Here is a 26,130-nt window from a genome sequence, read left to right on the forward strand (position 1 = left end):
TCCCGTACACCACAGATCCCGTACGACAACGCAGTAAGGGGCGCCCTCCAGGGAGGGCGCCCCTTACTCATACCTGCGTGCTGCCTACTGGACGTCCACCCAGACCGCCTCGGACGGCGTGCCCTGGTCGTCGGTCACGAAGAGCATGTAGTACCCGGAGGGCACCAGCGCGCGGTTCTTCGGGACGGTGACGGTGATGCCGTCGGCCGTCTTCTTGAACTCCAGCGAGATGGACCGCTGGTCCATGTCGGTCATGTGCGTCACCGTGCTCGGCCGCATCAGCTTCGCCGTCTTGATCGACGACGCGTGCTGCGAGGTGAAGGTGCCGGTGCCGCCCCGCTTGAGCTCCTTGGGGCCGTCGTTCAGCTTCGGCCGCGAGTCCCGGTAGAGGTAGGGCGGGGTGTAGATCTCGATGCGCTGTTCGAAGACGCCCGGCCGGGTGTTGGCCTTGTCCGAGAACAGGGAGTCCGAGCCCGCGCTCATCACGCGGCCGTCGGGCAGCAGCACCGTGCTGGAGTGGTAGTTGCGGCCCACGTTCGGGTCGGCGACCTGCTTGAACTTGTTCGTCTTCGGGTCGTAGATGCGCGCCTCCTTGATGTTGGAGTCGCTGCGACCGCGGTAGTCCTCGGAGCCGCCGGACACCAGCACGGTGTCGTCGGGCAGCAGGGACGCGCTCGGGTAGCGGGTGCCCTTGGCCAGCGAGGGGCCGTCCTTGAAGGTCGGGTTCGCCTCGGAGGCGTCGACCAGGCGGGTCTTCTCGCTGGACTTCTCCGACTCGCCGACCCCGCCGCCGCCGATGACCATGAACTTCTGGGCCTGCGCCGGGGGCAGCATGACCGAGGCCGAGGTCTCCAGCTGGTCCGGGTCGCTCATGCCCGGGACCTTCTTGAAGCTGTTGTCGGACAGGTCCCAGATACCGGGGTCGCGGCCGACGTCGGCGGGACCGTATCCGGCGTTGGAGCCCGTGTAGAGCAGCTTGCCGGTGTTGAGCAGGAAGAGCGAGGGGTACGTCGGCAGCCGCCGCTCGAAGCCCGTGTACTTCCAGGCCTTCGTCTTCGGGTCGTAGATCTCGTCCTTGCCCGGGACGATCTGGCCGATGTCGTCCAGGCCGGAGGTCGCCAGGACCTTGCCGTCCTTGAGCGTGGTGAGCGAGGGGTACCAGCGGGCCTCGTTCATCGGGTCGACGGCGACGTACTTCTCCGCCACCGGGTCGAACTCGTACGCCTCGCGGATGCCCTGGAAGTCCTTCTTGTCCAGGGCCAGCTTCTCGGCGACGCCATAGGTGTTCTGGGCGTTCTTGCCGGTCAGCGAGGGGATGGCGTAGTTGTCCTGGGTGCCGGTCTCGTACTGCTTGCCGGACTGCTGCGCCTCGACGTAGGTGCGTCCCAGGCCCGCCTCCGTGCGCAGGAACTTGCCCTTGTTGGGCCCGGTCGTGGCGAAGACCTTCTTGGCCTTCTCCACCAGCACCGGGTCCTTGGACACGAAGGTCTTGCCGCTCTTCTTGCCCTTGAAGACCGTCCCGGCGGGCAGGGTTATCGGCTTGTCCGGGTTCTCGTTGTGCACCACCATCAGGCCGCCGGCCTTGGTGACGTCACCGTCGAGCTTCTCGTACCGCTTGGTGCCGCCCGCGACGAGCAGCTTGCCGTCGCCGAGCTGCGTGTGCCCCGAGCAGAACATGTCCTTCGGGGTCGGGATCATCTTGTACGTGTTGGCCTTGGGGTCCCACAGAACCGACTCGAACTTGCCCGCGTCGAAGTTCTTCTGGTTGTTGCCGGAACCCGCGATCAGCAGGACCTTGCCGGTGTGCAGCAGGGCCGAGTGGATCGTGTTGATCTTCTTGTCGGTGGGGACGTCGAGGAAGTCCCACTTGCCGTTCTCCGCCTTGTACTCCTGGCGGTTGATCTTGTACTCGTGGTACTGCTCCGAACCGAAGCGGTACAGCGCGGGCCCGTTGAACGCCGCCACGGCGACGACCACGGCCGCCGTGATGGAGAGGCGCTTGGCCCGGCGGCTCGGACGGAAACTCATGTGTTACGTCCCCCAAGGGAGTGGATCTGCATGGTCTGGTCGGCCGGGGCCCAGCTCGGCCGCTGCTGCGGGGCGTGACCGCCGTCGCCGTGCTGACCGGGGACCGGGTACTGGCCCTGGTTCTGGCCGGGGAAGGCCTGCTGCTGGCCGTACTCCGGGGTTTCGCCCGCGGAGCCGGGGCCCTGCTGCGGGCCGGGCCTGCCGTTCTTCTTCTCGGATCGCATGCCGACCCGCCAGGCGATGATCGGCGCCGCCGTGATGAGTGCGGCGAGCGACGCCCAGGTGACCATCGCCGGGTGCGAGTGGCCGCGCCAGTACGAGATGCCGATGGAGCCCGCGAAGATCACGATGAAGAACAGGTGGATGCGGAAGGTGCCGAAGAGGGTGTCGGGGCTCGCCGACTCGCCCTTGGGCGTCACCACGAAGCTGGACTTGCGGCGCAGCACGGAGTCCATGAGCGCACGGGCGTACAGCGGGGCGGACATCGCGGACATCGCCATACCGGCCAGACCGCCGGAGCCCTCGGGCTCGTGCGGGGAGACGTTGTGGCGGCGGTTCCAGATGTACAGGCCGATCTGGAGCGCGGAGGCGTTGCCGTACAGCATCATCCAGATGACCGGGTCGATCTGGACACCCGAGGCGCCCATGCCCAGGAACAGCGCACAGGAGAGTGCGGCCAGGATCCAGTTCATGGCGGACATCGGGTAGAAGATGATCATCATCGTGTAGTTGAAGAGCTTGCCGGGGGGCAGCGTGCCCCAGCCCTTCCAGTACTGCTTGAGGATCGTCTCGTAGGTACCGCGCGACCAGCGGAGCTGCTGGGTGAAGAAGTCGGTCCAGGCGGACGGGCCCTCACCGACGGCCAGCACGTCCGGGGTGTAGACCGAGCGCCACTTCTTGCCCGTCGCCGGGTTCTTGGCGCGGTGGATCTCGAAGCCGGTGGCCATGTCCTCGGTGATCGAGTCGTACAGACCGCCGATCTGCTTCAGCGCCTTGATGCGTACGGCGTTGGACGTACCCACGAACATGGGGGCGCCGTAGCGGTTGCCCGCGCGCTGGATCAGGGCGTGGAAGAGGAACTGCTGCGACTCGGCGGCCTTGGTGACGAAGGAGTCGTAGTTGCCGTAGACCTGCGGGCCGATGACGAAGCCGACGTTCGGGTCGCGGAAGTAGCCGAGCATGCGCTCCAGGTAGTTCGGGAGCGGGATGTGGTCGGTGTCGACCGAGGCGAAGTAGTCGTAGTCGTCGCCGTGCGCGTCCAGCCAGGCGTTGTAGTTGCCGTGCTTGGTCTTCGCGCGGTGCGGACCCTTCTTCTGGTTCCACTTCTCGACGCCCTTGCGGGAGAAGTGGTGCACGCCCAGACGGGCGCAGACGGCCTTGACCTCGGGGTCGTCGCCCTCGTCGAGCAGCCAGATGTGCAGCAGACCCCGGTGGCGGATCTTGACGGCCGCCTCCAGGGTCTTGGTGACCATTTCGAGCGGCTCCTTGCCGGGCACGAAGGAGGTCATGAAGGCGACCCGGGTGCCGGACTCGGGGACGACCGGGATCGGGTCACGGGCGACGAGGGTCGCGTGCGCGTTGGAGATGACGTTCATCGTGCGGAAGAGCTCGATGAGGCCGATCGACACGAGCATGACGATGTCGAGGATGGGCAGCAGGTCGTCCTGCAGGTTCGGGTCGCGAACCGTCCAGTGGCCCGGCTGCATCAGCCAGATGAAGAGACCGAGCGAGAGCAGCGGGGCCGCGCCGAGGAGGAGCGCGGCGCGGATGCGGTGCGGCTCCTGGGAGATCAGCGAGCGGTACTGGACCTTGTACGGCTTGGCGGGGTCCGGCTGGGTCAGCGGACCGGCCAGCCGGCTGTAGTGCTCGTAGTCGTACCTGGGCAGCGCCTTCTGCTGTCGGCGACCCTGTCCGCCCGGCGGCGGCGGCGGAACCCGCAGCTGCGTCGTCTGGGTGGGGTCGTGGGTAGGGTCGTGGTACTGCCCGGCGCCGCTCGGCGTCGACGTCATGAGTCATCCCCCCGCACGCAAGGCTGGCTGCGTGAGTTCGTAGGTCTCTTCGCTCGCTGGCGGTCCCCCTCGACCGTCCCGAACGCATCCATGGGCAGGCCGCCATCACCACAGACACAGGACGACAACCTTCCGGTTGCATGATGCCCGCCCCGACATCGATCAGTGAAAGGGGCCCCACCCCGTGGGGCGCTGACGCACCCCGCACGGCCCGGCCGTCCCCTCGTCGGCCGTCCGAGCCTCAACTCGTCGAACCGTCCGCCCCATTGGAGCCACTGGCTCCAGGATAGATTCCCCGACTCTTCATGTGATCGCAAGGGTCGCCGATCGCAGGGTCGCCGGGACCCGGGGCGGTTCCGGGGAGGGCCCGGACCCGTGGGAATGACCGAGACCCTCCCACCGGTGGTGGGAGGGTCTCGGTTGCGCGTGCGCCGCCAGGGACTCGAACCCCGGACCCGCTGATTAAGAGTCAGCTGCTCTAACCAACTGAGCTAGCGGCGCCTGCTGACATCGAGAACTCTACCGGATGTTCGAGAGTGGTTTGAACCGACGAGTGACCGAGATGTCTGTCTTCAAATATTTCACTCCGTCAAGATGCGGTATGTCCGGGCAGTTGGGACACTCGGCGTGTGATCCAGTTCGAGGAGATTCAGCCCGCCGCCGACTGTCCCTGTGCCGGATGCGCCGCCCGGAGGCGGGAGCGCCGGGCGGGCGGCCCCGGCGTACGTGACGCGGGTCACACCGCACGGACCGCCCTGGTGCTCGTCACCGCGGCCGGGGCGGTCCTGGGCGGCGGGGGAGCGGCGGGGGCGACGGAGGGCACTGCCGGGGAGCGGATGCCGGGGGCCGGGGAGTACCACGACCACAGCGCGCACCATGCGGAGGAGAAGCGGGCGCAGGAGGCGGAGCAGAGGAAGGGGGGCCGGGAGGAGCTGGACGTACCGGTTCCGCAGGGGCGGACCGCACCCCTGCACGGCGGCTCCGCCTCCGGTGCGGCCTCCGGTACGGGTCCGGGCTCGCCCGGCGCACAGGGCGCGGCGACCGGTGCGGCAGGCACCCCCGGCACCCCGGGCGCCCCCGGGGCTTCCGGCGCGCCCGGTGTCGCCGCCGCGCCGAAGCTGAAGCCCGCCACTCGGGCCCAGATCATCAAGCGCGCCCAGACCTGGGTGGCGGCCGGGGTCCCGTACAGCATGGAGAAGTACTGGCGCGACGGATACCGGCAGGACTGCTCCGGCTACGTCTCGATGGCCTGGGGGCTGACCGGCAACGAGTGGACCGGCAGCCTCGCCGATTACGGGGTGCGGGTGCCGCGGGACCAGCTCCAGCCCGGCGACATCCTCCTCTTCCACAACGCCGACGACCCGCACGACGGCTCCCACGTGACGATCTTCGGCGGCTGGACCGACTACACCCACGGCCACTACCTGGCGTACGAGCAGACCCGCCCCCAGACCCGCCACCAGGCCACCCCGCTCGGCTACTGGAACAACGCCGACCGCTATCTGGCCTACCGCTACAAGGGCCTCGTCGGCGGCGCCCAGGTGCAGGGCGCCCCCGGCGCCCCCGTCTACCCCGGCGCGCGGCACTTCCGGCCGGGCCAGTCCAACGCGTACGTCAAACAGCTCGGGGTGCGACTGACGGAGCGGGGCTTCGGCCACCACTACACGGTGGGGCCCGGACCCCGCTGGGGCGAGGCCGACCGGCGCAACGTCGAGGCGTTCCAGCGGGCGCAGGGCTGGCGGGGCGCGGCGGCGGACGGCTACCCGGGACCGGAGACGTGGCGGCGGCTGTTCGCCACGGGGGCGACGACGGAGGGTGCGGGCCGATGAGCGAAGCCACGGGCAGGATGAGCGAAGCCACGGGCAAGGGGACGGGGGCGGTCGGTGCCGCGAGCCGTCACCCGGTGATCAGGAACGAGGCCACCACCGAGATCCCGGTGCACCTGCTCTTCCGCGACGAGGCGGGGGACACGGGGGAGACCCCGGTGACCCCGGTGGCCCCGGGCGCGACCGTCGTCGGACGGCGGCAGGGCACCGGCGAGCAGCGCCGGGTGAGCGGGCCCGGGTCGCGGGCCGCCCGGGCGGCGGACCGGACGCCGGCGGAACGGCCGGGACCTGCGGGCCCCGGCTGGGCGGCGGTCGGCGTGGGGCTGGCGGCGGCGGCCGGCTGTGCCGCGCTGCTGTGGTGGGTGGGGCTGGCCCCGGGGCCGGTGCGGGTGGCGCTCGGGCTGCCCCCGCGCACGTACGACGGGATGGGCGTCGGGGACTGGGGGGCCCTGTTCGCGCTGGCCGCGGTGGGGCTGTGCGCGGTCGGCGGGCTGACGCGGGGGAAGGAGGGGCACGCGCTGGTGCTCACCCTCTTCGGGGCGTACCGGGGGAGCGTGCGGCGGACGGGGCTGGTGTGGCTGAGCCCGCTGCTGGTGCGCCGCCGGGTGGACGTCACGCTCAAGCACTGGCGCAGCGAGCCGCTGCCGGTCGCCGACCGGGGCGGCATTCCGCTGCGGGTCGTCGTGCTGGTGGTGTGGCGGGTGGCGGACACCGCGCGGGCCACCCTCGGGGTGTCCGACCACGCCGGGCATCTGCGCGGGCAGGTCGAGGCGGGGCTGGCCCGGGTGTTCTCGCAGCTGCCCGCCGACGCGCTCGGGGCCGGGGGGAGCGGCGAGGGGCGGACGGTGCGGGACGCGGCGGCGGTCGGGGACGCGCTCACCCGGCAGGTGGCGGCGCGGGCGGCGGCGGCCGGGATCGAGGTGTTCTCGGTGCAGCCGCTGCGGGTGGAGTACGCGCCGGAGGTGGCCGGGGCGATGCGCCGCAGGAGGTTCGCGGCGCTGGACGCGGCGGACCGGGAGCGGGCGCTCACGACGGCGGTGGACGCGGTGGAGGACACGGTGCGCAGGCTCACCGTGCGCGGGCTCGTGGGGGAGCTCGACGACTACGAACGGCGTTCCTTGGTCAGGGAGTTGACTGTCGCGTACCTCGGGGGGAGGTAGCACAGGGAGGATGAATTCCGGGCGAATTTCCTTAAGTCTTCTTGACTTCCGGCATTGGTCTGGACATGTCCAACTGCCGTCCCTACATTGGGCCTTGGTCTAGACCGCAGTCCCCGTTTCGCCACGCGCGCGTGTCCGTACATCCCCAGTACAGCTCACCGGAACTCCCCCACGTTCTCCTGGAGCGACCATGCGTAAAAGGGCACTGAGTGCTGCCGTCGTAGGACTCGCCGTCGCGGGCAGCGCCATGCTGGCCACCAGCAGCGCCAACAGCCACGGGTACACCGACTCACCCATCAGCCGGCAGAAACTCTGCAACAACGGCACCGTGAAGAACTGCGGCTCCATCCAGTGGGAACCGCAGAGCGTCGAGGGCCCCAAGGGCTTCCCGGCGGCAGGCCCGGCCGACGGCCGGATATGTGCGGGCGGCAACAGCCAGTTCGCACAGCTCGACGACCCGAGGGCCGGCGCCTGGCCCGCCACCAAGGTCACCGGCGGGCAGGGCTACTCCTTCCGCTGGCAGTTCACGGCGCGGCACGCCACGTCGGACTTCCGGTACTACATCACCAAGCAGGGCTGGGACCCGAGCAAGCCGCTCACCCGGGCCTCGCTCGACCCGCAGCCGTTCCTGAACGTGCCGTACGGCGGCAAGCAGCCGCCCGCGACACTGACCCACCAGGGAACGATCCCCGGCGGCAAGTCGGGCCGCCACATCGTGCTCGCGGTGTGGAACGTGGCGGACACCGCGAACGCGTTCTACGCGTGCTCGGACGTGCAGTTCTGAGCGCACCCCGTTGAAGGCGTCCGTGTGGGCCGTCCCCGGTGCGAACCGGGGGCGGCCCACGCCGTACGGGTGAATTCCGGGGCGAAGGGCTGCGAAGGGGCGTGTTTCCAGGGCTGGATGCGTACGGGAATCCAAAGCTGAATCCCGTTCACGTTCTGCTGCTCGTGCTGTGCGCCCGCTCGCCCTGTCCCGTCCCGGAGGTACGTCGTGAGATCCGTTCGCCGTCTGGCCGTCGCCCTTGCCGCACTCGGAGCCCTGGGGGCGGCCGCCCTCCCCGCCTCCGCGCAGGCGGCCGACGCGCCGCAGCGGCAGTACCGGGAGTACGTGGCGCTCGGGGACTCCTGGTCCGCCGACGTGACGATCCTCGGCATCGACGCGCGGCACGCGCCCAGCGGCTGCGCGCAGAGCAGCTGGAACTACCCCAAGCAGGTCGCCGCCACGCTCGGCGTTTCCGTGTTCCGGGACGCCACCTGCGGGGCCGCCACCACCGAGCACCTCACCGCCGAGCAGGACGTCAACGTCTTCCCGCTCATCGCCACCGGGGTGAACTCGCCCCAGTTCGACCGGCTGACCCCCGACACCGACCTGGTCACCCTCGGCATCGGCGGCAACGACGCCGGACTCGCCGGGGCCGTCACCGGATGCATCAACCTGCTGCCCCACCCGGTGGGCCGGTCCTGTGTGCGGGACTGGACCGCCGAGGACGGCTCCGACCTGATGTCCGCGCAGATCGCGACGGTCGGGCCGAAGGTGCGGGCGGCCGTCGAAGGCATCAGGAAGCGTTCCCCCAAGGCGCGCGTCCTGCTCGTCGACTACATGGCCGGAGCGGTGCCCGACCGGGGCTGTTACCCGTACGTCCAGATCTGGAACCAGGACCTGATGTGGTTCGGGGCGCGGCTCAAGGAGCTGAACGGGGTGCTGGCGAAGGCGGCGGCGGACACCGGGGCCGAACTGGTCGACACCTACTCCGGGTCGACGGGGCACGACGTGTGCCAGCCGTCCGGCACGAAGTGGGTGGAGGGCGTCCTGCCCCTCTCCACCAACCCCCCGGGCCTGGCCGTCCCCTTCCACCCCAACCGGCTCGGCGCCGACCACCAGGCCCGCACGGTCCTGGCCACGATCCGCTCCCACTGACCGCCCCCTCCCGTTTCGGCCAGACCCCGGCCCGTACGTTGCCGGGGTCTCAACCACCGTTGCCGACACGTGAATTGTGGGCAGGGATGGGCCCGTCCCGCGTCCCCACCCCGTTCCCTGGTGGGGTCCGTGCCCCCGAGTCCCCCCGGAGTCCACCGTGCCCTCCCTGCCCCGCCGCACCTTCCTGCAAGCCGCCACCGTCACTGTCGGAGCCGTCGCCGTGGGAGGTGCCGGGGCCGCCGGGAGCGCCCCGGCCGCCGCCGCCGCGCCCCGGGCCCTGCATCTCACCGCCGCCACCAACGGCTCCGCCACCGCCCACCGGGGTCACTTCGTCGCCGAGGTCCAGAACGTCCTGTGGTCCTTCCGGGCCGACGGCAGAGCAGCCAAGGCCCTCACCCCGCCCGACCTCGAACCCTCCCGCCCCGTCCTGTCGCCCGACGGCCGCCGCATCGCCGTCTCCGCCTACCGGGGCGGCCACTTCCACCTCTGGGTGCTGGACGCCGACGGCGGCGGGCTGCGCGCCCTCACCGACGGGCCGTGGGACGACCGGGGGCCCGTCTGGTCGCCGGACGGCACCCGGCTCGCCTTCTCCTCCGAGCGCGGCGGCGACCCGGTCCAGGGCAGCCCGTACCGGATCTGGACCGTCGAGGTCGCCAGCGGGAAGCTGCGGCAGGTCACCGGCCTGGCCGGGCAGAACGGGCCGCACCAGGACAAGCCCTGGGAGGACTTCGACCCCGCGTGGGGCGGCGACGGCTCCCGGGTGCTGTTCGTGCGCGGCGCCGTCGACGGGGCCGCACTCCAGGCCCGTACGGTCGCCGCCGTCCCCGCGACGGGCGACGGCCCGGTCGAGGTCGTGCACGCCGAGCCGGACACCGCCCCGCCCGGCGGACTCCAGACCCCCGCCGTCTCCCCGGGCGGCCGCACCGCCTGGCTGCGCACCACCGCGACCGGCGCCACCGCCCGCTTCCAGCCCGTCGCGCTCGTCGTCGACGGCAAGCAGGTTCCGGTCGAGGGCTCGCTCGCCGTCGTGCCGCCCCGCTGGCTGGACGAGGAGCGGCTGCTGGTCACGCTCGACGGGCAGTTCCAGATCCTGCGGCCGCACCGCGCGCCCACCGGGGAGAAGGTGCCGTTCAACGCGACACTGCCGGTCGAGCGGCCCGCGTACCGGGTGAAGAGGTACGCCTTCGAGCCGCGCGGCACCCGGCGCGTGCGCGGCATCCAGCAGCCGGTGCTCGCCCCCGACGGGAAGTCCTTCGCCTTCGTCGCCCTCAACTCCCTGTGGGTGCAGCCCACGTCGGGGCGCGGCGCCCGGCCGAAGCGGCTGGTGGAGGCGCGGCCGAGCGTCTATCTGCAAGGCCCGTCCTTCAGCCGCGACGGACGGTGGCTGCTGTACGTCGACGACCGCGACGGGCTCAACGCGGTGCGCAGGATCGAACTCGCCACGGGCAAGGACGAGTTGCTGGCCGCAGGCGGCCGCACCCACCCCGCGCTCTCGCCGGACGGCAAGCGGCTGGCCGCCCTCGACATGGCGGGAGGCCTGGTCGTACGGGATCTGGCGGCCGGGACCGAGAAGGTCGTCGCCGCCCCGCTCGGCGGGGGCGGGCTGCCCGGGCCGCCCAGCTGGTCGCCGGACGGCCGCTACGTCGCCTACGCGGACCGCAACCGGCTCAACTACCGCTTCCGGGAGGGCTACAACCTGATCCGGGTGGTGGAGGTCGCGACGGGCGCCTCCCGGCTGCACCCCGTCGCCCGCTTCGGCTCGCTCTCCGACCGGTACGCCTCCGGGCCCGCCTGGTCGCACGACGGCACGTGGCTCGCCGTGGTCAGCGAGTCCGCGCTGTGGGTGCTGCCGGTGCGGGCGGACGGCACCCCGGCGGGGGAGGCGCGCCAAGTCTCCGACGCCGGTGCGGACCACCCGAGTTGGGCCGCCGACTCGCGCACCCTGCTCTACCTCGCCGAGGGGAAGGTGCGGCTCACCACCCGGGGGGCGAAGGGCGAGGGGCGCGAGATCCCGGTCCGGCTCGACTACCGCAGCTCCGCGCCCGCCGACGTCGTCGTGCACGCCGGACGGCTCTGGGACGGCACCGCCACCGACGGGCGGCTGCGCACCGACGTCGACATCCTCATCCGCGACGGCCGGATCACCGCGATCGAACCGCACCGGGAGGGCCGCCCGGCGGGCCGCTTCGTCGACGCGTCCCGGCAGACCGTCCTGCCGGGCCTGTGGGACGCGCACACCCACCCCTGGCAGTACACGTACGGGGCACGGCAGACCGCCGTCTCGCTGGCGTACGGCATCACCACCACCGTGTCCCTGGCCGGGTTCTCCTACGAACAGGCCAGGCTGCGGGAGGACATCGTCGCCGGACGCCTCAACGGGCCGCGCCTGCTCACCACCGGCGAACTCCTCGACGGCTCGCGGGTCGCCTACAGCATGGGCCGCGCCCACCGCACCGACGCCGGACTGCGCCGCTCGCTGGCCCGGGGCGCCGCACTGGACTGGGACTTCGTGAAGACGTACGTACGGTCCCCGCTGACCCACATGCGCAAGGCGGCCCGCTTCGGGCACGAGGAACTGGGCGTGCTGTCCGGCTCCCACCTGGTCTCGCAGGGCGTGCAGAGCGGCGAGGACCTGACCAGCCACCTCATCGCCACCGAACGCGCCGAGCAGGGGCACGGGGCGACGAGCGAGGGCTTCACGTACGCGGACACGGTCGCCGCCTACACCGAGGGCGGGCTGAAGCTCCTCGCCACCCCCTTCGTCGCCTCCCCGCTCCTCGGGGACTTCCCCGAACTGGCCGACGACGTGCGGGTCACCGCGATGATGCCGCCGTGGGACGCGGCTGCGGTCCGGGCGACCGCGGCCAAACGCCCCACCGACACCGAACGCCTCGCGCTGCGGCGGGAGCTGGCGACGTACCGGGGGCTCGTGGACGCGGGCGGGCGGATGGCGATCGGCACCGACACCCCCATCATGACCGTCGGCCTTGCCCTGCACGTGGTGCTGCGGGCGCTGGTACGGGGCGGCTTCACGGCGGCGGAGGCGCTGCGGACGGTCACCAGGACCCCGGCCGAGCTCTTCGGGGCGGACGGCGACCTGGGCACGGTCGAGGTGGGCAAGCTGGGCGACCTGACCATCGTGGAGGGCAACCCGCTGGCCGACTTCGACGACCTGGTGCGGGTGCGGGCGACGGTGGTGGGCGGCCGCGTCCACGAGACGGCGGAGCTGGGGGCGGCCTACGCGGGCCGGGGCGTCGCGGCCTCCGCACGGCGGGCGGACGCGGACCCCTGGCACGCGGTCCGCGACCAGATGCAGGAGGGCGGCTGCTGCTGACCCGGACGCCCGGGGGCGGCGGCGGCCGACCCCGGCTCCACCGGTGCTGGAGCCGGGGGCGGCAGCGTGGCGGCGGAGAGCCTCGAACGCCGGTGCACGAGCGCCGGTGGCGGGGCGTCCGCAGGAGACCGTCAGCAGAAGGGGAGTCACCGTCATGTCAGAGGCCGTCGCAGAGGTGGTCGCAGCAGCCGACAGCCGGGTCACCGGAGATCTCTACGCCGAGGTGCAGACCTTCTACGCCCGGCAGATGCGCCGGGTGGACGCCCTGGACATCGAGGGTTTCGCCGCCACCTTCACCGAGGACGGCAGCGTCGTCCACGCGGGCGGCGACCGGCAGTCCGGACAGGCCGAGATGATCGCCGGAATGCGGGCCAACCTGCCGCGCTACCAGGGCATCGCGGTCCGGCACTGGTTCGGCCACCTCCTGATCGAGGTGGACGCCGACGACCCGGACACGGTGCGGGTGTCGTACTACACGCTGGTGACGCTCACCGACGCCGAGGGAAAGGTGTCCTTCCAGCCGACGTTCACCGTGGACGACGTCCTGGTGCGCAGGGAGGGCCGCCTGTTGACCCGGGAGCGCGTCATCCACCGGGACCGGCCCGCCGCCGTCTGAGACACGCAACCGCCGAAGGGGCCCCGGAGAGATCCTCCGGGGCCCCTTCGGCGTCGGCCGTGCGGGGTCAGGCACGGCAGGTGGGCAGGCCGCCGTGGTAGGCGCACATCTGGGTGAACGGGCCGGCGACGTCCAGGCGTTCGCCCGGGCGTCCGCCCCCGGCCTCCGCGTACGCGCGGTGCAGGTTGCCGACCAGCCGCTCGGGGTCCAGCCAGTCCTCGTACGGGCCGAGTTCCGTCCGCTGCGCGGCCTCCAGGGGAGTCAGCCCGTCCAGGATGCCCCGGTCGGCGGTCTTCTGGAGGAAGCGGAGGTACGACTCGGTGGCGTCCAGCAGTTCCCGGCCGCCGACCGGCCCGTGCCCGGGGACGATCGTGCGGGCCCCCAGCGTCCGCATCCGGTCCAGGGCCAGCAGCGAGCCCGAGACCGAGCCCATCAGCACGAACGGGGTCACCCCCGACCACACCACGTCGCCGGTGAACAGCACGGACGCCTCCGGCACCCAGGCGATCACGTCGTTCGCGGTGTGCGCCGGGCCCACGTGCAGCAGCTCCACGCGCGGGCCGCCGGTGTGCACGGTGAGCCGGTCGCGGAAGGTCAGCGAGGCCAGCGCCTCCGGCGTCTCGCCCCACTCGACGTCCGGCCACAGGTGCTTCAGGCCCCCGCCGGCCTCGGCGGTCTCCTCGCGGGTGCCCGCGTGCGAGATCACGGTGGCGCGCGGGGTGAACAGGCCGTTCCCGAAGACGTGGTCGCCGTGGAAGTGGGTGTTGACCACGTAGTCGGGGCCCGCCGGGGCCACCGCGTGCACGGCCGAGCGCAGGGCGCGGGCGCGACTCTCGGTGGCGGCGGTGTCCACCAGGACGGTGCGCTCCGGGCCCACGACCAGGCCCGCGTTGTTCAGGCACCAGCCGCCGTCGGGCTGGAGGTAGGCGTGGACGCCGTCGGCGAGCCGGGTCAGGGAGGCGGGCACGGGCGCCCGGTCCGGGGCGGTGGACGGCGCGGCGGGGGCGGTGGTCATGCGGACTCCTTCACGGGTGGGGCCCCGGCGGGGGCGAGACGGGCGTAGCGCCCCCGGTGGAAGACCAGAGGGGCCGGGGGCTGCGGGGCGGGGTCGGCGGCGAGCGCGGTGACCCGGCCGATCAGCAGGGTGTGGTCGCCCGCCGGGTGCGCGGCGTGCAGCGTGCACTCCATGCGTACGGCGGCCGACGGGACGACCGACTGCCCGCAGGGGCCCGTCACCGCGCCCAGCCGCCGCACCGCCGCCAGGCCGCTGCTGCGGTCGGGCCGGCTGAAGTGGGTGGCCCAGGCGTCCTGTTCGGCGGTCAGGACGTTCACCGCGAAGGCGCCCTCGGCGTGCAGCAGGGGCAGCATGCGGCCGTCCGACTTCACCGAGACCAGCAGCAGGACCGGGTCGAGGGAGACGGCGGTCAGGCTGTTCAGGGTGATCACGGCGGTCGAGGCGCCCCGACCGCAGGTCAGCAGGGTCACCCCGGTGGGGAAGGCGCCCATGGCGGTGCGGAAGGCGGCGGGGTCCGGGCCGGGCGGGGCGGTGCGGGAGGGGCCGTCGGCCCGGACCGGGCGGGGCGGGTGCGCGCGGGCGCGGGCGGTGGCCGCCCGGGAGAGGGAGCCCGGCATCAGTAGTTGCCCAGACCGCCGCAGACGTTCAGCGCCTGCGCGGTGATCGACGCCGCCACGTCCGAGGTCAAGTAGCCGACCAGGCCCGCGACTTCCTCCGCCGTCGAGTAGCGGCCGAGGGGGATCTTGGCGTTGAAGCGTTCCTGGATCTCCGACTCCGGCACCCCGTAGTGCCCCGCGTATCCCTGGCGGACCCGCTGGGCCATCGGGGTCTCCACATAGCCGGGGCACACCGCGTTGACCGTGATGCCGGTCTTGGCCAGCTCCTTGCCGACCGCCTTGGTGAAGCCGATCACGCCGTGCTTGGACGCCGAGTAGGGGGCGGCCAGCTCCACGCCCTGCTTGCCGCCGGTGGAGGCGATGTTGATGACGCGGCCCCAGGCGCCGTCCTGCATCAGCCCGGCGGAGAGGACCTCGCGGGTGACGTAGAAGGTGCCGTTGAGGTTGGTGTTCATCACGTCGAGCCACAGGTCGTCGGCGATCTCGGAGGTGCGTCCGCCGCCGCCCCGGCCCGCGTTGTTGACCAGGATCTCGATCCGCCCGTACGCGGCGACGGCCTCCGCGACGGCGGCCCGCACGTCCTCGGTCGAGGAGACGTCGCACACCGTGCCGGACACCTCCCGCCCCTCCTCGTCGCGCAGCCGCTTGACCAGGGAGCGGACCGCGTCCGCGCTGCGGGCCACGCCGAAGACGGCGTGCCCCTGGCGGGCCAGCAGCTCCGTCACGGCCAGACCGATGCCGCTGGTGGCGCCGGTGACGAAGGCGACCCGGCGCGGGCCGTGCGTGTCTGTTGCTGTCATCGTGCTCTCCCCTGGGTCCTGGCATGGGTCCTGGCATTGGTGTCCGCCGACCGTGCGGCGACCGCCTAGGGCACGCCTCGACGGGGGCTAGGGCGGGCGGGGCCCGGGTCCTAGCCGCCGTCGAGCGGGCGGCGAGCGGCAGCGGTCAGCGTGGGGGCGCCGTATGAGGACGACACGCCGTGCGGCAACGCACCGAACGAGGACGACGTACCGAACGAGGAGGCTCCGTGCCCGAGTTGACGATTCCCGACGTACGGAAGTCGGTGACCGTGGCGGCCACGCCCGAGCACTGCTTCCGGGTCTTCACCCAGCAGCCCGCCGCCTGGTGGCCGCCCACCCACGTCCTGGTCCGGGGGGAACGCGCCGGGCTCGCCTTCGAGGAGGGCGTCGACGGCCGCTACTACGAGTGGGACGCGGACGGCCACGAGGAGACCTGGGGCCGGGTCCTGGAGTGGGAGCCGGGCCGCCGCCTCGCCATGACCTGGCGCATCGACGCCAATTGGCGTCCCGTGCAGGGCGACGAGCGGGCGAGCGTCATCGAGGTGGACTTCCTCGACGTCGGCGAGGGCCGCACGCGGGTCGAGCTGGCCCACGTACAGCTGCACAAGCACGGCGAGGGCGCCGAGCGGATCTTCGCGGCGCTGGACGGGCCGAGCCCCGGCGAGACGCTGGAACTGTTCGCGAAGGCGGTGCGGGGATGACCACGGCCACCCGCACCCCCGCACCCCACGCGCCCGCCGCCGAGGTGCGGGCGGGGCTGGAGGCCGGGGCCCACCGGCTGCGGGAGGCCGCGGCCGCGTACGCCGCCGAGGCCGACCGGACCGGACGTCTCGCCGACGAGGCCGTCGCCCTGATCCGCGACGCCGGGTTCGCCCGGCACCTGGTGCCCGTCGAACACGGCGGCACCGGTGGCGGGTTCGGCGAGCTGAGCCGTGCCGTGGAGCTGGTCGGGGAGGGCTGCGCGGCCACCGCCTGGTGCGCCTCGCTGGCCGCCTACTCGGCCCGTTTCGTCGGACACCTCCCGGCGGGCGGCCGCGGCCGGGTGTGGGCCGAGGGGCCCGACGCCCTGATCGCCACCGCGCTGGTGCCCGGCGGCCGGGCGGTGCCCGAACCCGGCGGCGGCTGGCGGCTCGCCGGGCGGTGGAACTACGTCAGCGGCATCGCGGCCGCCGACTGGGTGCTGCTGTGCGCCCCGGTCGTCCCGGACGGCCCCCAACAGCCGGGCACCGGGCCCGAGCTGCGGTTCTTTGCGCTGCCCCGGGGGGCGTACACCGTCCGCGAGACCTGGGACAGCGTCGGCATGCGCGCCACCGGCAGCCACACCGTCGTCGTCGAGGACGCGGTCGTCGTCGGCCCGGAACTCTCCTTCGGCCGCCCGGAGTTGCTGGCGGGCCGCAACCCGCACTCCGCCCTGCCGCTGCACAACCTGCCGTTCCGCTCCGTCGCCGGGCTGCCCTTCGTGGTCCCGGCACTGGGCGCGGCCTCCGGTGCGCTCCGGGCCTGCGCCGCCACCGTCACCGGGCGGCGCCGCACCGAGACCAACGAGCTGCGGCTCGTGCGGGCCTCCGCGCAGATCGACGCGGCCCGGCTGCTGGTCGCCGGGCATGCGGCGGTGCTGGACGCGCGGGCGTTCACCCCCGAGAGCCTGGCGCGGGGCGAGCGCGACGTCACCTTCGCGACCGAGCTGCTGCGCGAGGCGGTCGACGAGGTGGTGCGGGCCGCCGGGACCGGCGGGCTCGGCGACCGTTCGCCGGTGCAGCGGCTGTGGCGCGACGTGACCTCGGCGAGCAGCCATGTGGCGCTCCAGTACGAGACGTTCGCCCGGCGCAGCTACGCCGCCGTGCTCCTCGGGCAGCCCGAGGACGGCCGCCCCTGAGCACGGGCCCCGGCCGGGGCTTCGCCGCAAGCGGCGCCGGACGGAACTCCCGCCCGGCGCCGCTTGTGTACCCCCGCGCACGGCCAGCCGCATCCGTACCCACGCACCCGGCTAGCCGTGCCGCTCCCGCAGGAACTTCCCCGTCAGCGAGCCCTGCGCTTCGAGCAGCTGCGCCGGGGTGCCCTCGAAGACGACGTGGCCGCCGTCCCTGCCGCCGTCGGGGCCCAGGTCGACGACCCAGTCGACCTGCTGCACGACCTCCAGGTTGTGCTCCACCACGATCACCGTGTTGCCCTTGTCGACCAGGGTGTCCAGCAGCGAGACGAGAGTGTCCACGTCGGTCATGTGCAGGCCCGTGGTGGGCTCGTCCAGGACGTACACCGAGCCCGTACGGTGCAGTTGGAGGGCCAGCTTGAGGCGCTGGCGCTCGCCGCCGGAGAGCGTGCTCAGCGACTGGCCCAGACCCAGGTAGTCGAGGCCCACCTCGCTCAGCGCACCGATCTTGCGCCGCAGCGCGGGCTCGGTGAAGAACGCGCAGGCGTCCTGCGCGGAGAGTTCGAGCACGTCCGCGATCGACTTGCCGCGCAGGGTGTGGGCCAGCACCTCCTGCTTGAAGCGGCGGCCGTCGCAGCTCTCGCAGTGGGCGGTCACCGGGTCCATGTAGGCGAGCTCGGTGATGATCACCCCCTTGCCCTGGCACTTCTCGCACGCGCCGGAGGAGTTGAAGCTGAACAGTCCGGCCGGTACGCCGCCCGCCTTCGCGAACAGCGTCCGCACCGCGTCCATCAGACCCAGGTACGTCAGGGGCGTGGACCGGGACGACGCGGTGATGGGCGACTGGTCGACGTACACGGCGTCGGGGTGGGCGGCCATGAAGGCGCCCGAGATCAGACTGCTCTTGCCCGCCCCGGCGACCCCGGTGACGGCCGTCAGCACACCCGTCGGGAGGGCGAGCGAGACGTTGCGGAGGTTGTTGCGGCAGGCGTTCTCGACGCGCAGCGAGCCGGTCGGGGTGCGGAACTCCCGCTTCATCGCGGTGGTGCGGCGCAGTCCCGCCCCGGTGGGGGTGTCCGCCGCGCGCAGTTCTTCGTAGCTGCCCTCGAAGACGATCCGCCCGCCGTGCACACCGGCCTTCGGCCCCACGTCCACGACGTGGTCGGCGATCGCGATGACGTCCGGGTCGTGCTCGACGACCAGCACCGTGTTGCCCTTGTCGCGCAGGGCGCGCAGCAGGTCGTTGAGGCGGCCCACGTCACGCGGGTGCAGGCCGATGCTCGGCTCGTCGAAGACGTACGTCATGCCGGTCAGGCCGGACCCCAGGTGGCGGACCATCTTCAGCCGCTGCCCCTCGCCGCCGGAGAGCGTCGTCGTGGGGCGGTCCAGGCTGAGGTAGGCGAGCCCCAGGGAGACGATCCGCTCCAGGGCCGTGCGCGCCTGCCCCAGCGGACCGGCCGCCCCGGGCAGGTCGGTCCGCTCCAGCACGGCCAGCAGGTCGCCGATCTCCATGCGGGTCCAGTCGGCGATGGTGCGGCCGTCCAGGGTGGTGGCGAGCGCGGTCCCGTTGAGGCGGGCGCCCGCGCAGGACGGGCAGCGGCCCTCGGTGATGAACCGGGACAGGGTCTCCCGGGTGCGCTCACTGAGCTGGGACAGGTCCCGCTTGAGGTTGACGCGGGCGAACCGGACGGCCAGCCCCTCGTAGTTCACCTTCACCGTGGCGCTCTTCGTGGACACCTCCACCTTGCCACCGGTGCCCCGCAGCAGGGTGTGCCACTCCTCGTCGGTGTAGTCGGCGAGCCGCTTGGCCGGGTCCAGGCGGCCGGACGCGGCGTACAGCTGCCAGTCCATGCTGCCCACCCCGTGCTGCGGCAGCAGGATCGCCCCCTCGTCCAGGGACTTGGCCGGGTCGGTGAGCCGGTCCTCGGCGACCTGGAGCGTCTTGCCGAGGCCGTCGCACTCCGGGCACATGCCGGCCGGGTCGTTGAAGGAGTACGTGGAGAGCAGCCCGGTGGAGTTCTCGCCGAAACGGGCGAACAGCAGCCGGATCACGCCGTAGACGTCGGTCATCGTGCCGACGGTGGAGCGGGCACTGCCGCCGACCGGCTTCTGGTCGACGATGACGGGGGTGGTCAGGTTCTCCACGGCGTCGACGTGCGGGCGTTCGTGGCGGGGGAGCTGGTTGCGGATGAACCAGGGGAAGGTGCTGTTGAGCTGGCGCTGGGCCTCCACGGCGACGGTGTCGAAGACCAGGGAGGACTTGCCGGAGCCCGAGACGCCGGTGAAGACGGTGATCTTGTGGTGGGGGACGGTCAGCGAGACGCCCTGGAGGTTGTGTTCCCTGGCCCCCTCGATGCGGATGCCCGGAGCGGACGCGGCCCACGGCGCGGCGGTGTCAGTGGTGTTGCCCATGCGGGGACGCTAGCGACGCCGGCTCGACTGCGGCTCGATCGCGGAACCGGGGCACCCGGGGGCGGGCGACCGGGGCCCTGTGGTCCGGGGCGCGGGCGGTGGGCCGCGCCCCGGGGCGGGGGCGACGGTCAGTCGCGGAACGCCTGCGCGTTCTCCTTCGCCCACTGGGCGAAGGTCCGGGCCGGGCGGCCGGTCACCTGCTCGACCGTGGGCTGCACGGTGTAGCCGATCTCCGGCGGGTTGGTGCCCATCAGCACGAAGAACTCGATGTCCTCCTCGCTGAAGTACCCGGCCTCCTGCCAGCCCTTGCGGGCTTCGGCCTCGGACAGTTCGACGTACTCGACGGGTCGGCCCGCCGCCTCGGCGATCGTGGCCACCTTCTGCGGAATCGTCAGCGCCTCAGGGCCGGTGACCGGGTACTCCTTGCCCGCGTGCCCGTCCTGGGTGAGGGCGACGGCCGCGACCGCCGCGATGTCGGCCTCGTGCACCAGGGCACTGAGCGAGGAGCCGAACGGCTCCCGTACGACGCCCTCGCTCCTGATGGACTCGGCCCAGCCCAGCGCGTTCGACATGAACTCCACCGGCTGGAGCACCGTCCACGCGACGCCGCTGTCCTTCACCGCGGCCTCGGCCTCCTGGCCGACCGGGCTGCCGAGCAGCGTGAAGCGGGTGACGCCCGACGCGACGGCGAGGGCGACGAGCCCGGCCGGGTCGGGCAGCGGCTGGTAGCTGTCGCCCGCCGAGGTGATCAGGTGCACGGCCCGCACACCCCGGAAGGCCGCCTCCAGTTCCGCGGCCGGGCCGGTGATGTCACCGGCCACCACCTCGACGCCCTGGGGCAGGGCCGCCTTGTCGGGATTGCGGGTCAGGGCGCGCACCTGCTGCCCGGCCGCCAGCAGCTCGTCGACGAGGAGCCGGCCGACCGTGCCGGTCGCACCGGTCACGAGAATGGTCATGAAGAGTCTTCCTTAGGGTTGACGCGGGAGGCCCCCGGGGGCGGGAACCTCCCCGGGAACGTTCCCCCGTGCCCTGGAGCGCGCCTCGGGCGCCGCTCAAGCGCGGTGGAGCGGCGGGCCGCCGGTACGGCAGAGTGGAGTCCATGCCCCCGCTGATCACCCGCAGAGCCCTCAACCGCGCCTACCTGGCACGCCAGTTGCTGCTGGAGCGCAGTGAACTGCCCCTCGAAGACGCCCTGGTGCGTCTCGTCGGCCTCCAGGCGCAGACCCCGCACACCTGGTACCTCGGACTGTGGAGCAGGCTGCACGCCTACGATCCGTACGCCACCGCGGCGGCCCTGCGCGAGCGGCGCCTGGTGCGGATCTCGCTGATGCGCTCCACCCTGCACCTGGTCACCGTCGACGACGCCGTCTGGCTGCGCCCGCTGCACGAGCCGGTGATGGAACGCACCGTCAAGGGCTCCTTCGGGAAGAAGCTCGTCGGGGTGGACCGGCCCGAACTCGCCGAGCGGGCGGGAAAGCTGCTGGAGGACGGGGCGATGAGCTTCGCCGCGCTCGGCAAGGCGCTCGCCGGGACCTGGCCGGACCGCGAGCCCGGGGCGCTGGCCCAGGCGGCCCGCGCGTCGCTGCCCCTGGTGCAGGTCCCGCCGCGCGGCCTGTGGGGCGAGAGCGGGGCCGTCGCGCACACCACCCTGCAGGCCTGGACCGGCCGTGCGGCGGCCGCCGAGGCCCGCCGGGAGGAACTGGTGCTGCGCTACCTCGCCGGGTTCGGGCCCGCCACGGTCAAGGACGCGCAGACCTGGTCGGGGCTCACCCGGCTCGCCGAGGTCTTCGAGACGCTGCGCCCCCGGCTGACGGTCCTGCGCGGGGAGGAGGGCCAGGAGCTCTTCGACCTGCCCGACGCCCCGCGCCCCGGGGCGGACGTGCACGCGCCGGTGCGGTTCCTCTACGACTACGACAACGTCCTGCTCTCGCACGCCGACCGTACCCGCGTCCAGCAGGTGGACTTCGCCGACCAGGGCTTCGCCGGCACGATGGAGCACCCCTGCGCGGTCCTGGTGGACGGCATGGTGGCCGCGACCTGGCGGGCCAGGACGGAGCGGGGCGCATCCGTGCTCACGGTGCGCCCCTTCCGTACCCTCACGGCGTCCGAGCGGGACGACATCCGGGCCGAGGGCTACCGGATGCTCGGCTTCCTGGGGACGGCCGCCGGACCGGTGGGCACCCGGGCCGGATCCGGCCCGGGTGCCGCGGGGACCTCGTGCGACGTGGTGTTCGCCGCCCCCGAGCCGGGCTGATCCGGCGTGCCGGGCACCCCGGGCGGCACGCCGGGCCGCCCGGCGCCGTCCCGGTCCGCCCGCGGCCTGCTCCACCGCCGCATCGCGGGCACCTCCACGAACCGGTACAGGGCCCAGGCCAGCACCAGGCTGATCAGGACGGTGAGGGCCCCGTCGCGCAGGGACTCCGAGAAGGGGACGACCACGCCCCAGCCGCTCGTGGCGGACGCCAGCGGCCCGTACGAGACGACCAGCCAGTGGACGATGTACAGCGCGTACGAGATCTCCCCCAGGAAGACCATCGGGCGGGTCGCGAACGGGGTGCGCCGCCCGGCCACGTCGACGCTCGCGCCCGCCGCGACCACCAGGGCGAGCGCCAGCGCCAGCAGCGTCGTCTGGTTGTACTCCTCGGGCAGCAGGCAGCCGCCGACGAAGCTGGCCGTAGCCAGGGCGAGCGCCGGGACGAGCGGAAGCCTGATCCAGCGGCCGTTCAGCACGACCAGCGCCATCAGCATGCCGAGCACGAACTCCAGCATGCGGACGACCGGGAAGTAGTAGACGAACCACTCCTGCCACCAGGGCAGCGGGGTGGACTGCATCAGGGGCTGGCTCGGCAGCAGCTTGGCGACGAACGGCATCAGGGCGATCACGAGCCCGACACCGATCACCGAGGCCCACAGCCGGTTGTGCGGAATCCGGCGCAGCAGCGGCAGCAGGAACGGGAAGCAGGCGTAGAAGAGCAGCTCGCAGGCGAGGGACCACGTGGGGCTGTTCGACGTGTAGTTGAGCAGCACCTCCTGGTCGGGGATCCAGCTCTGTACGAGCAGCAGCGTCGGGCCGGTGTTCTTGGCGGTGATCTCGTTGCCCGCGACGAGCATCAGCACCACGATCACGGCCATGCACACCAGGTGGTTCGGGTAGATCTTCACCAGCCGGCGGCGCCAGAACCGGCCCTTGGTGTCCTGCGGGCGGGCGACCCAGGTCAGCACGAAACCGCTCAGGACGAAGAAGAAGATCACCCCGCTGGGCCCGGCGGAGTAGAAGAACCGTTCGTAGCGGTTGAGCAGTTCGCTCTCGGTGCGCGGCAGCACGGTGATGCCGACGTGGGAGATCACCACGAGGAAGGCGGCGACGAACCGCATCCCCGTCAGGGTGGGAAGCCGGGACGACGCCCGTTGGGCGACAGCGGGTATGTGCGGCGCCGGCATGGCGCCTCCTTAGGGGGTCACGTGGGAGGGAGCGAGCGAGAGGGGCCGGGGCCCGCCGGGCGGGCCCCGGGTACTACCAGGCCACCGGCATCTCGTGCACGCCGTAGATGATCGTCCGGTCCTTGTAGGGCAGTTCGTCGACCGGCTTGAGCGCACGCAGCCCGGGCAGGCGGGTGAAGAGCGTGCCGAAGACCACTTCCAGTTCCAGCCGGGTGAGGTCCGCGCCGACGCACAGGTGCGGCCCGTAGCCGAAGGCGACATGGCGGCGGCCGGGGCGGCGGATGTCGAACGCGGTGGGGTTCTCGAAGGCCGTCGGGTCGAAGTTCGCACCGATCCCCGACGCGATGACGCCCTCGCCCGCCCGGATCAGGACGCCGCCGATCTCCACGTCCTCGGCGGCCACCCGGTTCGCCGACAGGTCGGCCAGGCTCAGCACCCGCAGCAGTTCCTCCACCGCGCCCGGCACCAGCGACGGGTCGGACGTCAGCAGCTCCAGCTGCTCCGGGTGCTGGAGCAGGGTCAGGGTGCCCAGCGAGATCATGTTCGCGCTGGTCTCGTGCCCGGCGACCAGCAACAGGCGCGCCATCGAGACCAGTTCGGCCCGGTCGGTCAGCCCGGCCTCGCGGAAGCGGACGACGACCCGGCTGAGCAGGTCCTCGCCCGGGTCCTTCTCCTTGGCGGTGATCTGCCGGTCGAGGAACGCCTCCAGGCCCAGCAGTCCTTCCCCCCGCTCCTTGGCGGTGGCGCTGCCGTTCAGCATCTTGCGGGTGCAGGAGTGGAAGAACTCGTGCTCGTCGGCGGGTATCCCGAGCAGTTCGGTGATCACCGCCGTCGGCACCGGCAGCGACAGGGCGGGCACCAGGTCCGCGCTGTCGCCCTGCGCCACCATCGCGTCGATGCACGCGTCCACGCAGGTCTGCACGGTGGCGCGCATGTCCCGGATGCGGCGGGCGGTGAACTCGGCGGCCACCAGCTTCCGGTAGCGGCCGTGCTCGGGGGCGTCCATGCCCAGCAGCGACGCGTTCGTCTTGAACTGGGGAGGCGTGGGGATGATGTACGGGAAGCCGGGGTGGCGCCGGTCGATGCTGAAGCGGCTGTCGTTCAGTACGGTGCGCACCTCGTCGTACCCCGTCACCAGCCACGCCTGTCCGCCCACCGCGAGGTCGACCTTGGCGACCGGGCGCGCGGTGATCAGCCCCTCGTACTCCTGGGGCGGGGCGTACGGGCAGCCCCGCCGGAACGGGAAGGGCGGCAGGTCGCTGGAGTGCTCGGCGAGCGTGGGCGGCACGTCGCTGGGGGAGGGGGTCATCGGGCTTCCTTTCGGGACGCGGCGGCGCGGGGCGGGCGCGGGGAGTCGGGGGCGATGTCGGGGCGCGGGGTGCCGGGGACCTCGGTGCGGGGCAGCGGCGGCAGCACGCCGTCCACGAGGTAGGCGGTGACGGCGTCGTTCACCGCCGCGTTCCCGAGCTCCGGGTAGATCTCGTGGCCCCCCTCGTCGACGACGACGAGCAGGCGGTGGCCGAGCAGGGCGGCCATCGCCTCGGCGCCCGCCGCGTTGTTCAACGGGTCGTTCTGGGCCTGGACGATCAGCCCGGTCGGGTAGTCGCCGGGGGCGACGCGCACCGCCGGCTGCACGGGCGGCGCGGACCGGAAGGTGCTCACCCAGGGCATGGCACGCATCACCCCGTACCCGTACGGGCAGGACGCGCGCACCTCGCGCATGTCCGCGTAGTACGCCTCAAGGTCCGACGGCCACTCGGCCTCGGAGGTGACCGCCTCCAGGACGGCCGGGCGCAGCGACACAAGGCCCTGGCGGGCGAGCGACTGCGCGGTCTGCTCCGCCTCGACGGCGGCCCGGGCCCGCGCGGACTTCGCGGTGCTGGTGCCCGCCCGGATGCCGTGCCGGGCGAAATCGCCCGCGGCCCGGGCGGCGGGACCGGCCAGGGGGCTCGTCGGGCCCGCCCGCAGACCGCCCACCAGGTCGGCGAGCGCGGTCCACTCGGGGCGCAGCGTGGCGCCGTTGCCGACGGCCATGTCCAGGACGGTGCGGGAGACGCCGTGCACCGGTTCGACGGCGAGCTTCGCCGCCAACTCCTCGACCGCGCCGAGGACTTCCGCCGCGTCACGGCCCAGGCCGAAGCGGGTGTGGCGTTCGCCCGTCCAGGCGGCCCAGGCGTCCACGTTCGCGCGGATCGCCTGCGCCTGGAGGCGGAACTGGCCGTGCCACAGCTTGTCGGGGTGCACGCAGGAGTCCAGGACGCTGCGGTCCAGACGGTCCGGGAAGAGGGTGCCGTAGGCGGAGCCGAGGTAGGTGCCGTAGGCCCAGCCGAGGTAGCTGATGCGCTCCTCGCCCAGAACGGCGCGGATCACGTCCAGGTCCCGGGCGATGTTGGCGGTGCTGATGTGGCGGCGCAGGGTGCCGCCGGCCCGCTCGCAGCCCTCCTCCGCCGCGTGCATGTCCTCGGCGACGAGGGCGAACTGGTCGTCGGCCGGGCGGGTGTCGAAGGCGGCCCGCCGGGCGGTGGTCTCCGCGAACACGGGGGTGGACTCCCCGTACCCGCGGGCGTCGAAGCCGACCAGGTCGTACACCTCGGCCAGCGGGGTGTTCGCCAGCCGGTGCGAAACGGCCAGCCCCAGGCCCTCGTTGCCGCCCGGACCGCCGTTGAAGGCGACCAGCACGCCGCGCCGCCGGGACGGGTCGCCCGCCGGGCGCCGGCTGACGGCGACGGTGATGCGGGGGCCCGCCGGGTCCGCGTAGTCCAGCGGTACGTCGAGCGTCGCGCACTGCACGCCCGGCCCGATGTCGCTGGGGCTCCAGCGGGGCCGCTGGGCGTGACACCAGGCCGGGCCGGCGACCTCGTCCGCCGCGGCCGGTGCGGTCGCTGCGGACCCCGGGTCCCTCACATCGCCGCTCATGCGGTTGCCACCCCTCTCACTCCCCTGTCGGGGCTGCTTCGGTCGCGAACGGCCGCATCCTGGGGGCACCGCCTCGCAGCGCCCTCAAGTGCCGCTGGTACGGGCCCGGTCGAGGCCCGTGCGCACGGGGCCGCACCGGCCCGGGCAGGGGGCGCGGACGGGCTCGAA

The 26,130-nt window shown here is 72.8% G+C and carries 18 protein-coding genes, 1 tRNA gene and 1 pseudogene; 9 read left to right on the forward strand and 11 right to left on the reverse strand.

The annotated features are described in order from the left end of the window. Positions 1 to 84 precede the first annotated feature (84 nt). From ACIO3O_RS18640 to ACIO3O_RS18650, 3 genes are all read right to left on the reverse strand, one after another. Positions 85 to 2,028, reverse strand: a complete 1,944-nt coding sequence (locus ACIO3O_RS18640) for a galactose oxidase-like domain-containing protein (RefSeq protein WP_401746888.1) — start codon at positions 2,026 to 2,028, stop codon at positions 85 to 87. Beyond that, positions 2,025 to 4,037, reverse strand: coding sequence for a glycosyltransferase family 2 protein (locus tag ACIO3O_RS18645; protein ID WP_401746891.1), 2,013 nt, complete (start codon positions 4,035 to 4,037; stop codon positions 2,025 to 2,027). Before ACIO3O_RS18645 ends, ACIO3O_RS18640 begins: the two co-directional genes overlap by 4 nt. Before the next feature lie 427 nt (positions 4,038 to 4,464). Next, positions 4,465 to 4,538, reverse strand: a tRNA-Lys gene (locus ACIO3O_RS18650). Between the two features lie 128 nt (positions 4,539 to 4,666). Here ACIO3O_RS18650 and ACIO3O_RS18655 point away from each other — a divergent pair. From ACIO3O_RS18655 to ACIO3O_RS18680, 6 genes are all read left to right on the forward strand, one after another. After that, positions 4,667 to 5,866, forward strand: coding sequence for a peptidoglycan-binding protein (locus tag ACIO3O_RS18655; RefSeq protein ID WP_401746894.1), 1,200 nt, complete (start codon positions 4,667 to 4,669; stop codon positions 5,864 to 5,866). Beyond that, positions 5,863 to 7,023, forward strand: coding sequence for an SPFH domain-containing protein (locus ACIO3O_RS18660; RefSeq protein ID WP_401746895.1), 1,161 nt, complete (start codon positions 5,863 to 5,865; stop codon positions 7,021 to 7,023). Before ACIO3O_RS18655 ends, ACIO3O_RS18660 begins: the two co-directional genes overlap by 4 nt. Positions 7,024 to 7,213: 190 nt before the next feature. Then, positions 7,214 to 7,807, forward strand: a complete 594-nt coding sequence (locus ACIO3O_RS18665) for a lytic polysaccharide monooxygenase (RefSeq protein WP_401746898.1) — start codon at positions 7,214 to 7,216, stop codon at positions 7,805 to 7,807. Positions 7,808 to 8,014: 207 nt separating this feature from the next. Then, positions 8,015 to 8,941 (forward strand): SGNH/GDSL hydrolase family protein, encoded by a 927-nt coding sequence (locus ACIO3O_RS18670; protein ID WP_401746900.1) that lies wholly within the window; start codon positions 8,015 to 8,017, stop codon positions 8,939 to 8,941. 157 nt (positions 8,942 to 9,098) lie between these two features. Further along, positions 9,099 to 12,275 carry an amidohydrolase family protein gene (locus ACIO3O_RS18675; protein ID WP_401746903.1) on the forward strand — a complete coding sequence of 1,059 codons (3,177 nt, stop codon included), beginning with the start codon at positions 9,099 to 9,101 and terminating at the stop codon, positions 12,273 to 12,275. Positions 12,276 to 12,429: 154 nt separating this feature from the next. Beyond that, a complete protein-coding gene (locus ACIO3O_RS18680) occupies positions 12,430 to 12,891 on the forward strand; it encodes a nuclear transport factor 2 family protein (protein ID WP_401746906.1) in 462 nt (153 codons plus the stop codon). Positions 12,892 to 12,958: 67 nt separating this feature from the next. Here the strand turns inward: ACIO3O_RS18680 and ACIO3O_RS18685 are convergent, their stop codons facing one another. Genes ACIO3O_RS18685 through ACIO3O_RS18695 form a run of 3 tightly spaced genes read right to left on the reverse strand, consistent with a single transcriptional unit; the run spans position 12,959 to position 15,323 of the window. Further along, positions 12,959 to 13,906 (reverse strand): MBL fold metallo-hydrolase, encoded by a 948-nt coding sequence (locus ACIO3O_RS18685; protein ID WP_401746908.1) that lies wholly within the window; start codon positions 13,904 to 13,906, stop codon positions 12,959 to 12,961. Next, on the reverse strand, positions 13,903 to 14,523 hold the full coding sequence (locus tag ACIO3O_RS18690) for a flavin reductase family protein (RefSeq protein ID WP_401746910.1): 621 nt from the start codon (positions 14,521 to 14,523) through the stop codon (positions 13,903 to 13,905). Before ACIO3O_RS18690 ends, ACIO3O_RS18685 begins: the two co-directional genes overlap by 4 nt. Beyond that, positions 14,523 to 15,323, reverse strand: a complete 801-nt coding sequence (locus ACIO3O_RS18695; protein ID WP_401746913.1) for an SDR family NAD(P)-dependent oxidoreductase — start codon at positions 15,321 to 15,323, stop codon at positions 14,523 to 14,525. The genes ACIO3O_RS18690 and ACIO3O_RS18695 overlap by 1 nt, the downstream gene beginning before the upstream one ends. 227 nt (positions 15,324 to 15,550) lie before the next feature. Here ACIO3O_RS18695 and ACIO3O_RS18700 point away from each other — a divergent pair, with 227 nt between their 5' ends. Together ACIO3O_RS18700 and ACIO3O_RS18705 are read left to right on the forward strand one after the other, a co-directional pair. Then, complete coding sequence (locus tag ACIO3O_RS18700; RefSeq protein ID WP_401746914.1) at positions 15,551 to 16,024, forward strand: SRPBCC domain-containing protein; 474 nt, start codon at positions 15,551 to 15,553, stop codon at positions 16,022 to 16,024. After that, on the forward strand, positions 16,021 to 17,199 hold the full coding sequence (locus ACIO3O_RS18705) for an acyl-CoA dehydrogenase family protein (protein WP_401746916.1): 1,179 nt from the start codon (positions 16,021 to 16,023) through the stop codon (positions 17,197 to 17,199). The genes ACIO3O_RS18700 and ACIO3O_RS18705 overlap by 4 nt, the downstream gene beginning before the upstream one ends. A gap of 111 nt (positions 17,200 to 17,310) precedes the next feature. On the opposite strand, the gene ACIO3O_RS18710 is transcribed toward ACIO3O_RS18705, so the two are convergent. Both ACIO3O_RS18710 and ACIO3O_RS18715 read right to left on the reverse strand, forming a co-directional pair. Beyond that, positions 17,311 to 19,605 carry an ATP-binding cassette domain-containing protein gene (locus tag ACIO3O_RS18710; protein WP_401746918.1) on the reverse strand — a complete coding sequence of 765 codons (2,295 nt, stop codon included), beginning with the start codon at positions 19,603 to 19,605 and terminating at the stop codon, positions 17,311 to 17,313. Positions 19,606 to 19,733: 128 nt separating this feature from the next. Then, positions 19,734 to 20,561, reverse strand: coding sequence for an NAD(P)H-binding protein (locus ACIO3O_RS18715; protein WP_401746920.1), 828 nt, complete (start codon positions 20,559 to 20,561; stop codon positions 19,734 to 19,736). A gap of 143 nt (positions 20,562 to 20,704) precedes the next feature. On the opposite strand from ACIO3O_RS18715, the gene ACIO3O_RS18720 reads away from it, so the two are divergent. Continuing rightward, positions 20,705 to 21,859 carry a winged helix DNA-binding domain-containing protein gene (locus ACIO3O_RS18720; RefSeq protein WP_401746921.1) on the forward strand — a complete coding sequence of 385 codons (1,155 nt, stop codon included), beginning with the start codon at positions 20,705 to 20,707 and terminating at the stop codon, positions 21,857 to 21,859. A 116-nt stretch (positions 21,860 to 21,975) separates the two neighbouring features. Here ACIO3O_RS18720 and ACIO3O_RS18725 read toward each other — a convergent pair. The 3 genes and pseudogenes from ACIO3O_RS18725 to ACIO3O_RS18735 form a co-directional block, all read right to left on the reverse strand. Then, positions 21,976 to 23,046: pseudogene (locus tag ACIO3O_RS18725) on the reverse strand (acyltransferase family protein); the annotation flags it as partial. Positions 23,047 to 23,119: 73 nt separating this feature from the next. After that, positions 23,120 to 24,355, reverse strand: a complete 1,236-nt coding sequence (locus ACIO3O_RS18730) for a cytochrome P450 (protein ID WP_401746923.1) — start codon at positions 24,353 to 24,355, stop codon at positions 23,120 to 23,122. Continuing rightward, positions 24,352 to 25,962, reverse strand: a complete 1,611-nt coding sequence (locus ACIO3O_RS18735; protein ID WP_401746925.1) for an alpha/beta fold hydrolase — start codon at positions 25,960 to 25,962, stop codon at positions 24,352 to 24,354. Before ACIO3O_RS18735 ends, ACIO3O_RS18730 begins: the two co-directional genes overlap by 4 nt. Positions 25,963 to 26,130 lie beyond the last annotated feature (168 nt).

The organism is Streptomyces sp. NPDC087440 (genome assembly GCF_044744005.1).
In the GTDB taxonomy this organism is placed as follows: Bacteria; Actinomycetota; Actinomycetes; order Streptomycetales; family Streptomycetaceae; genus Streptomyces.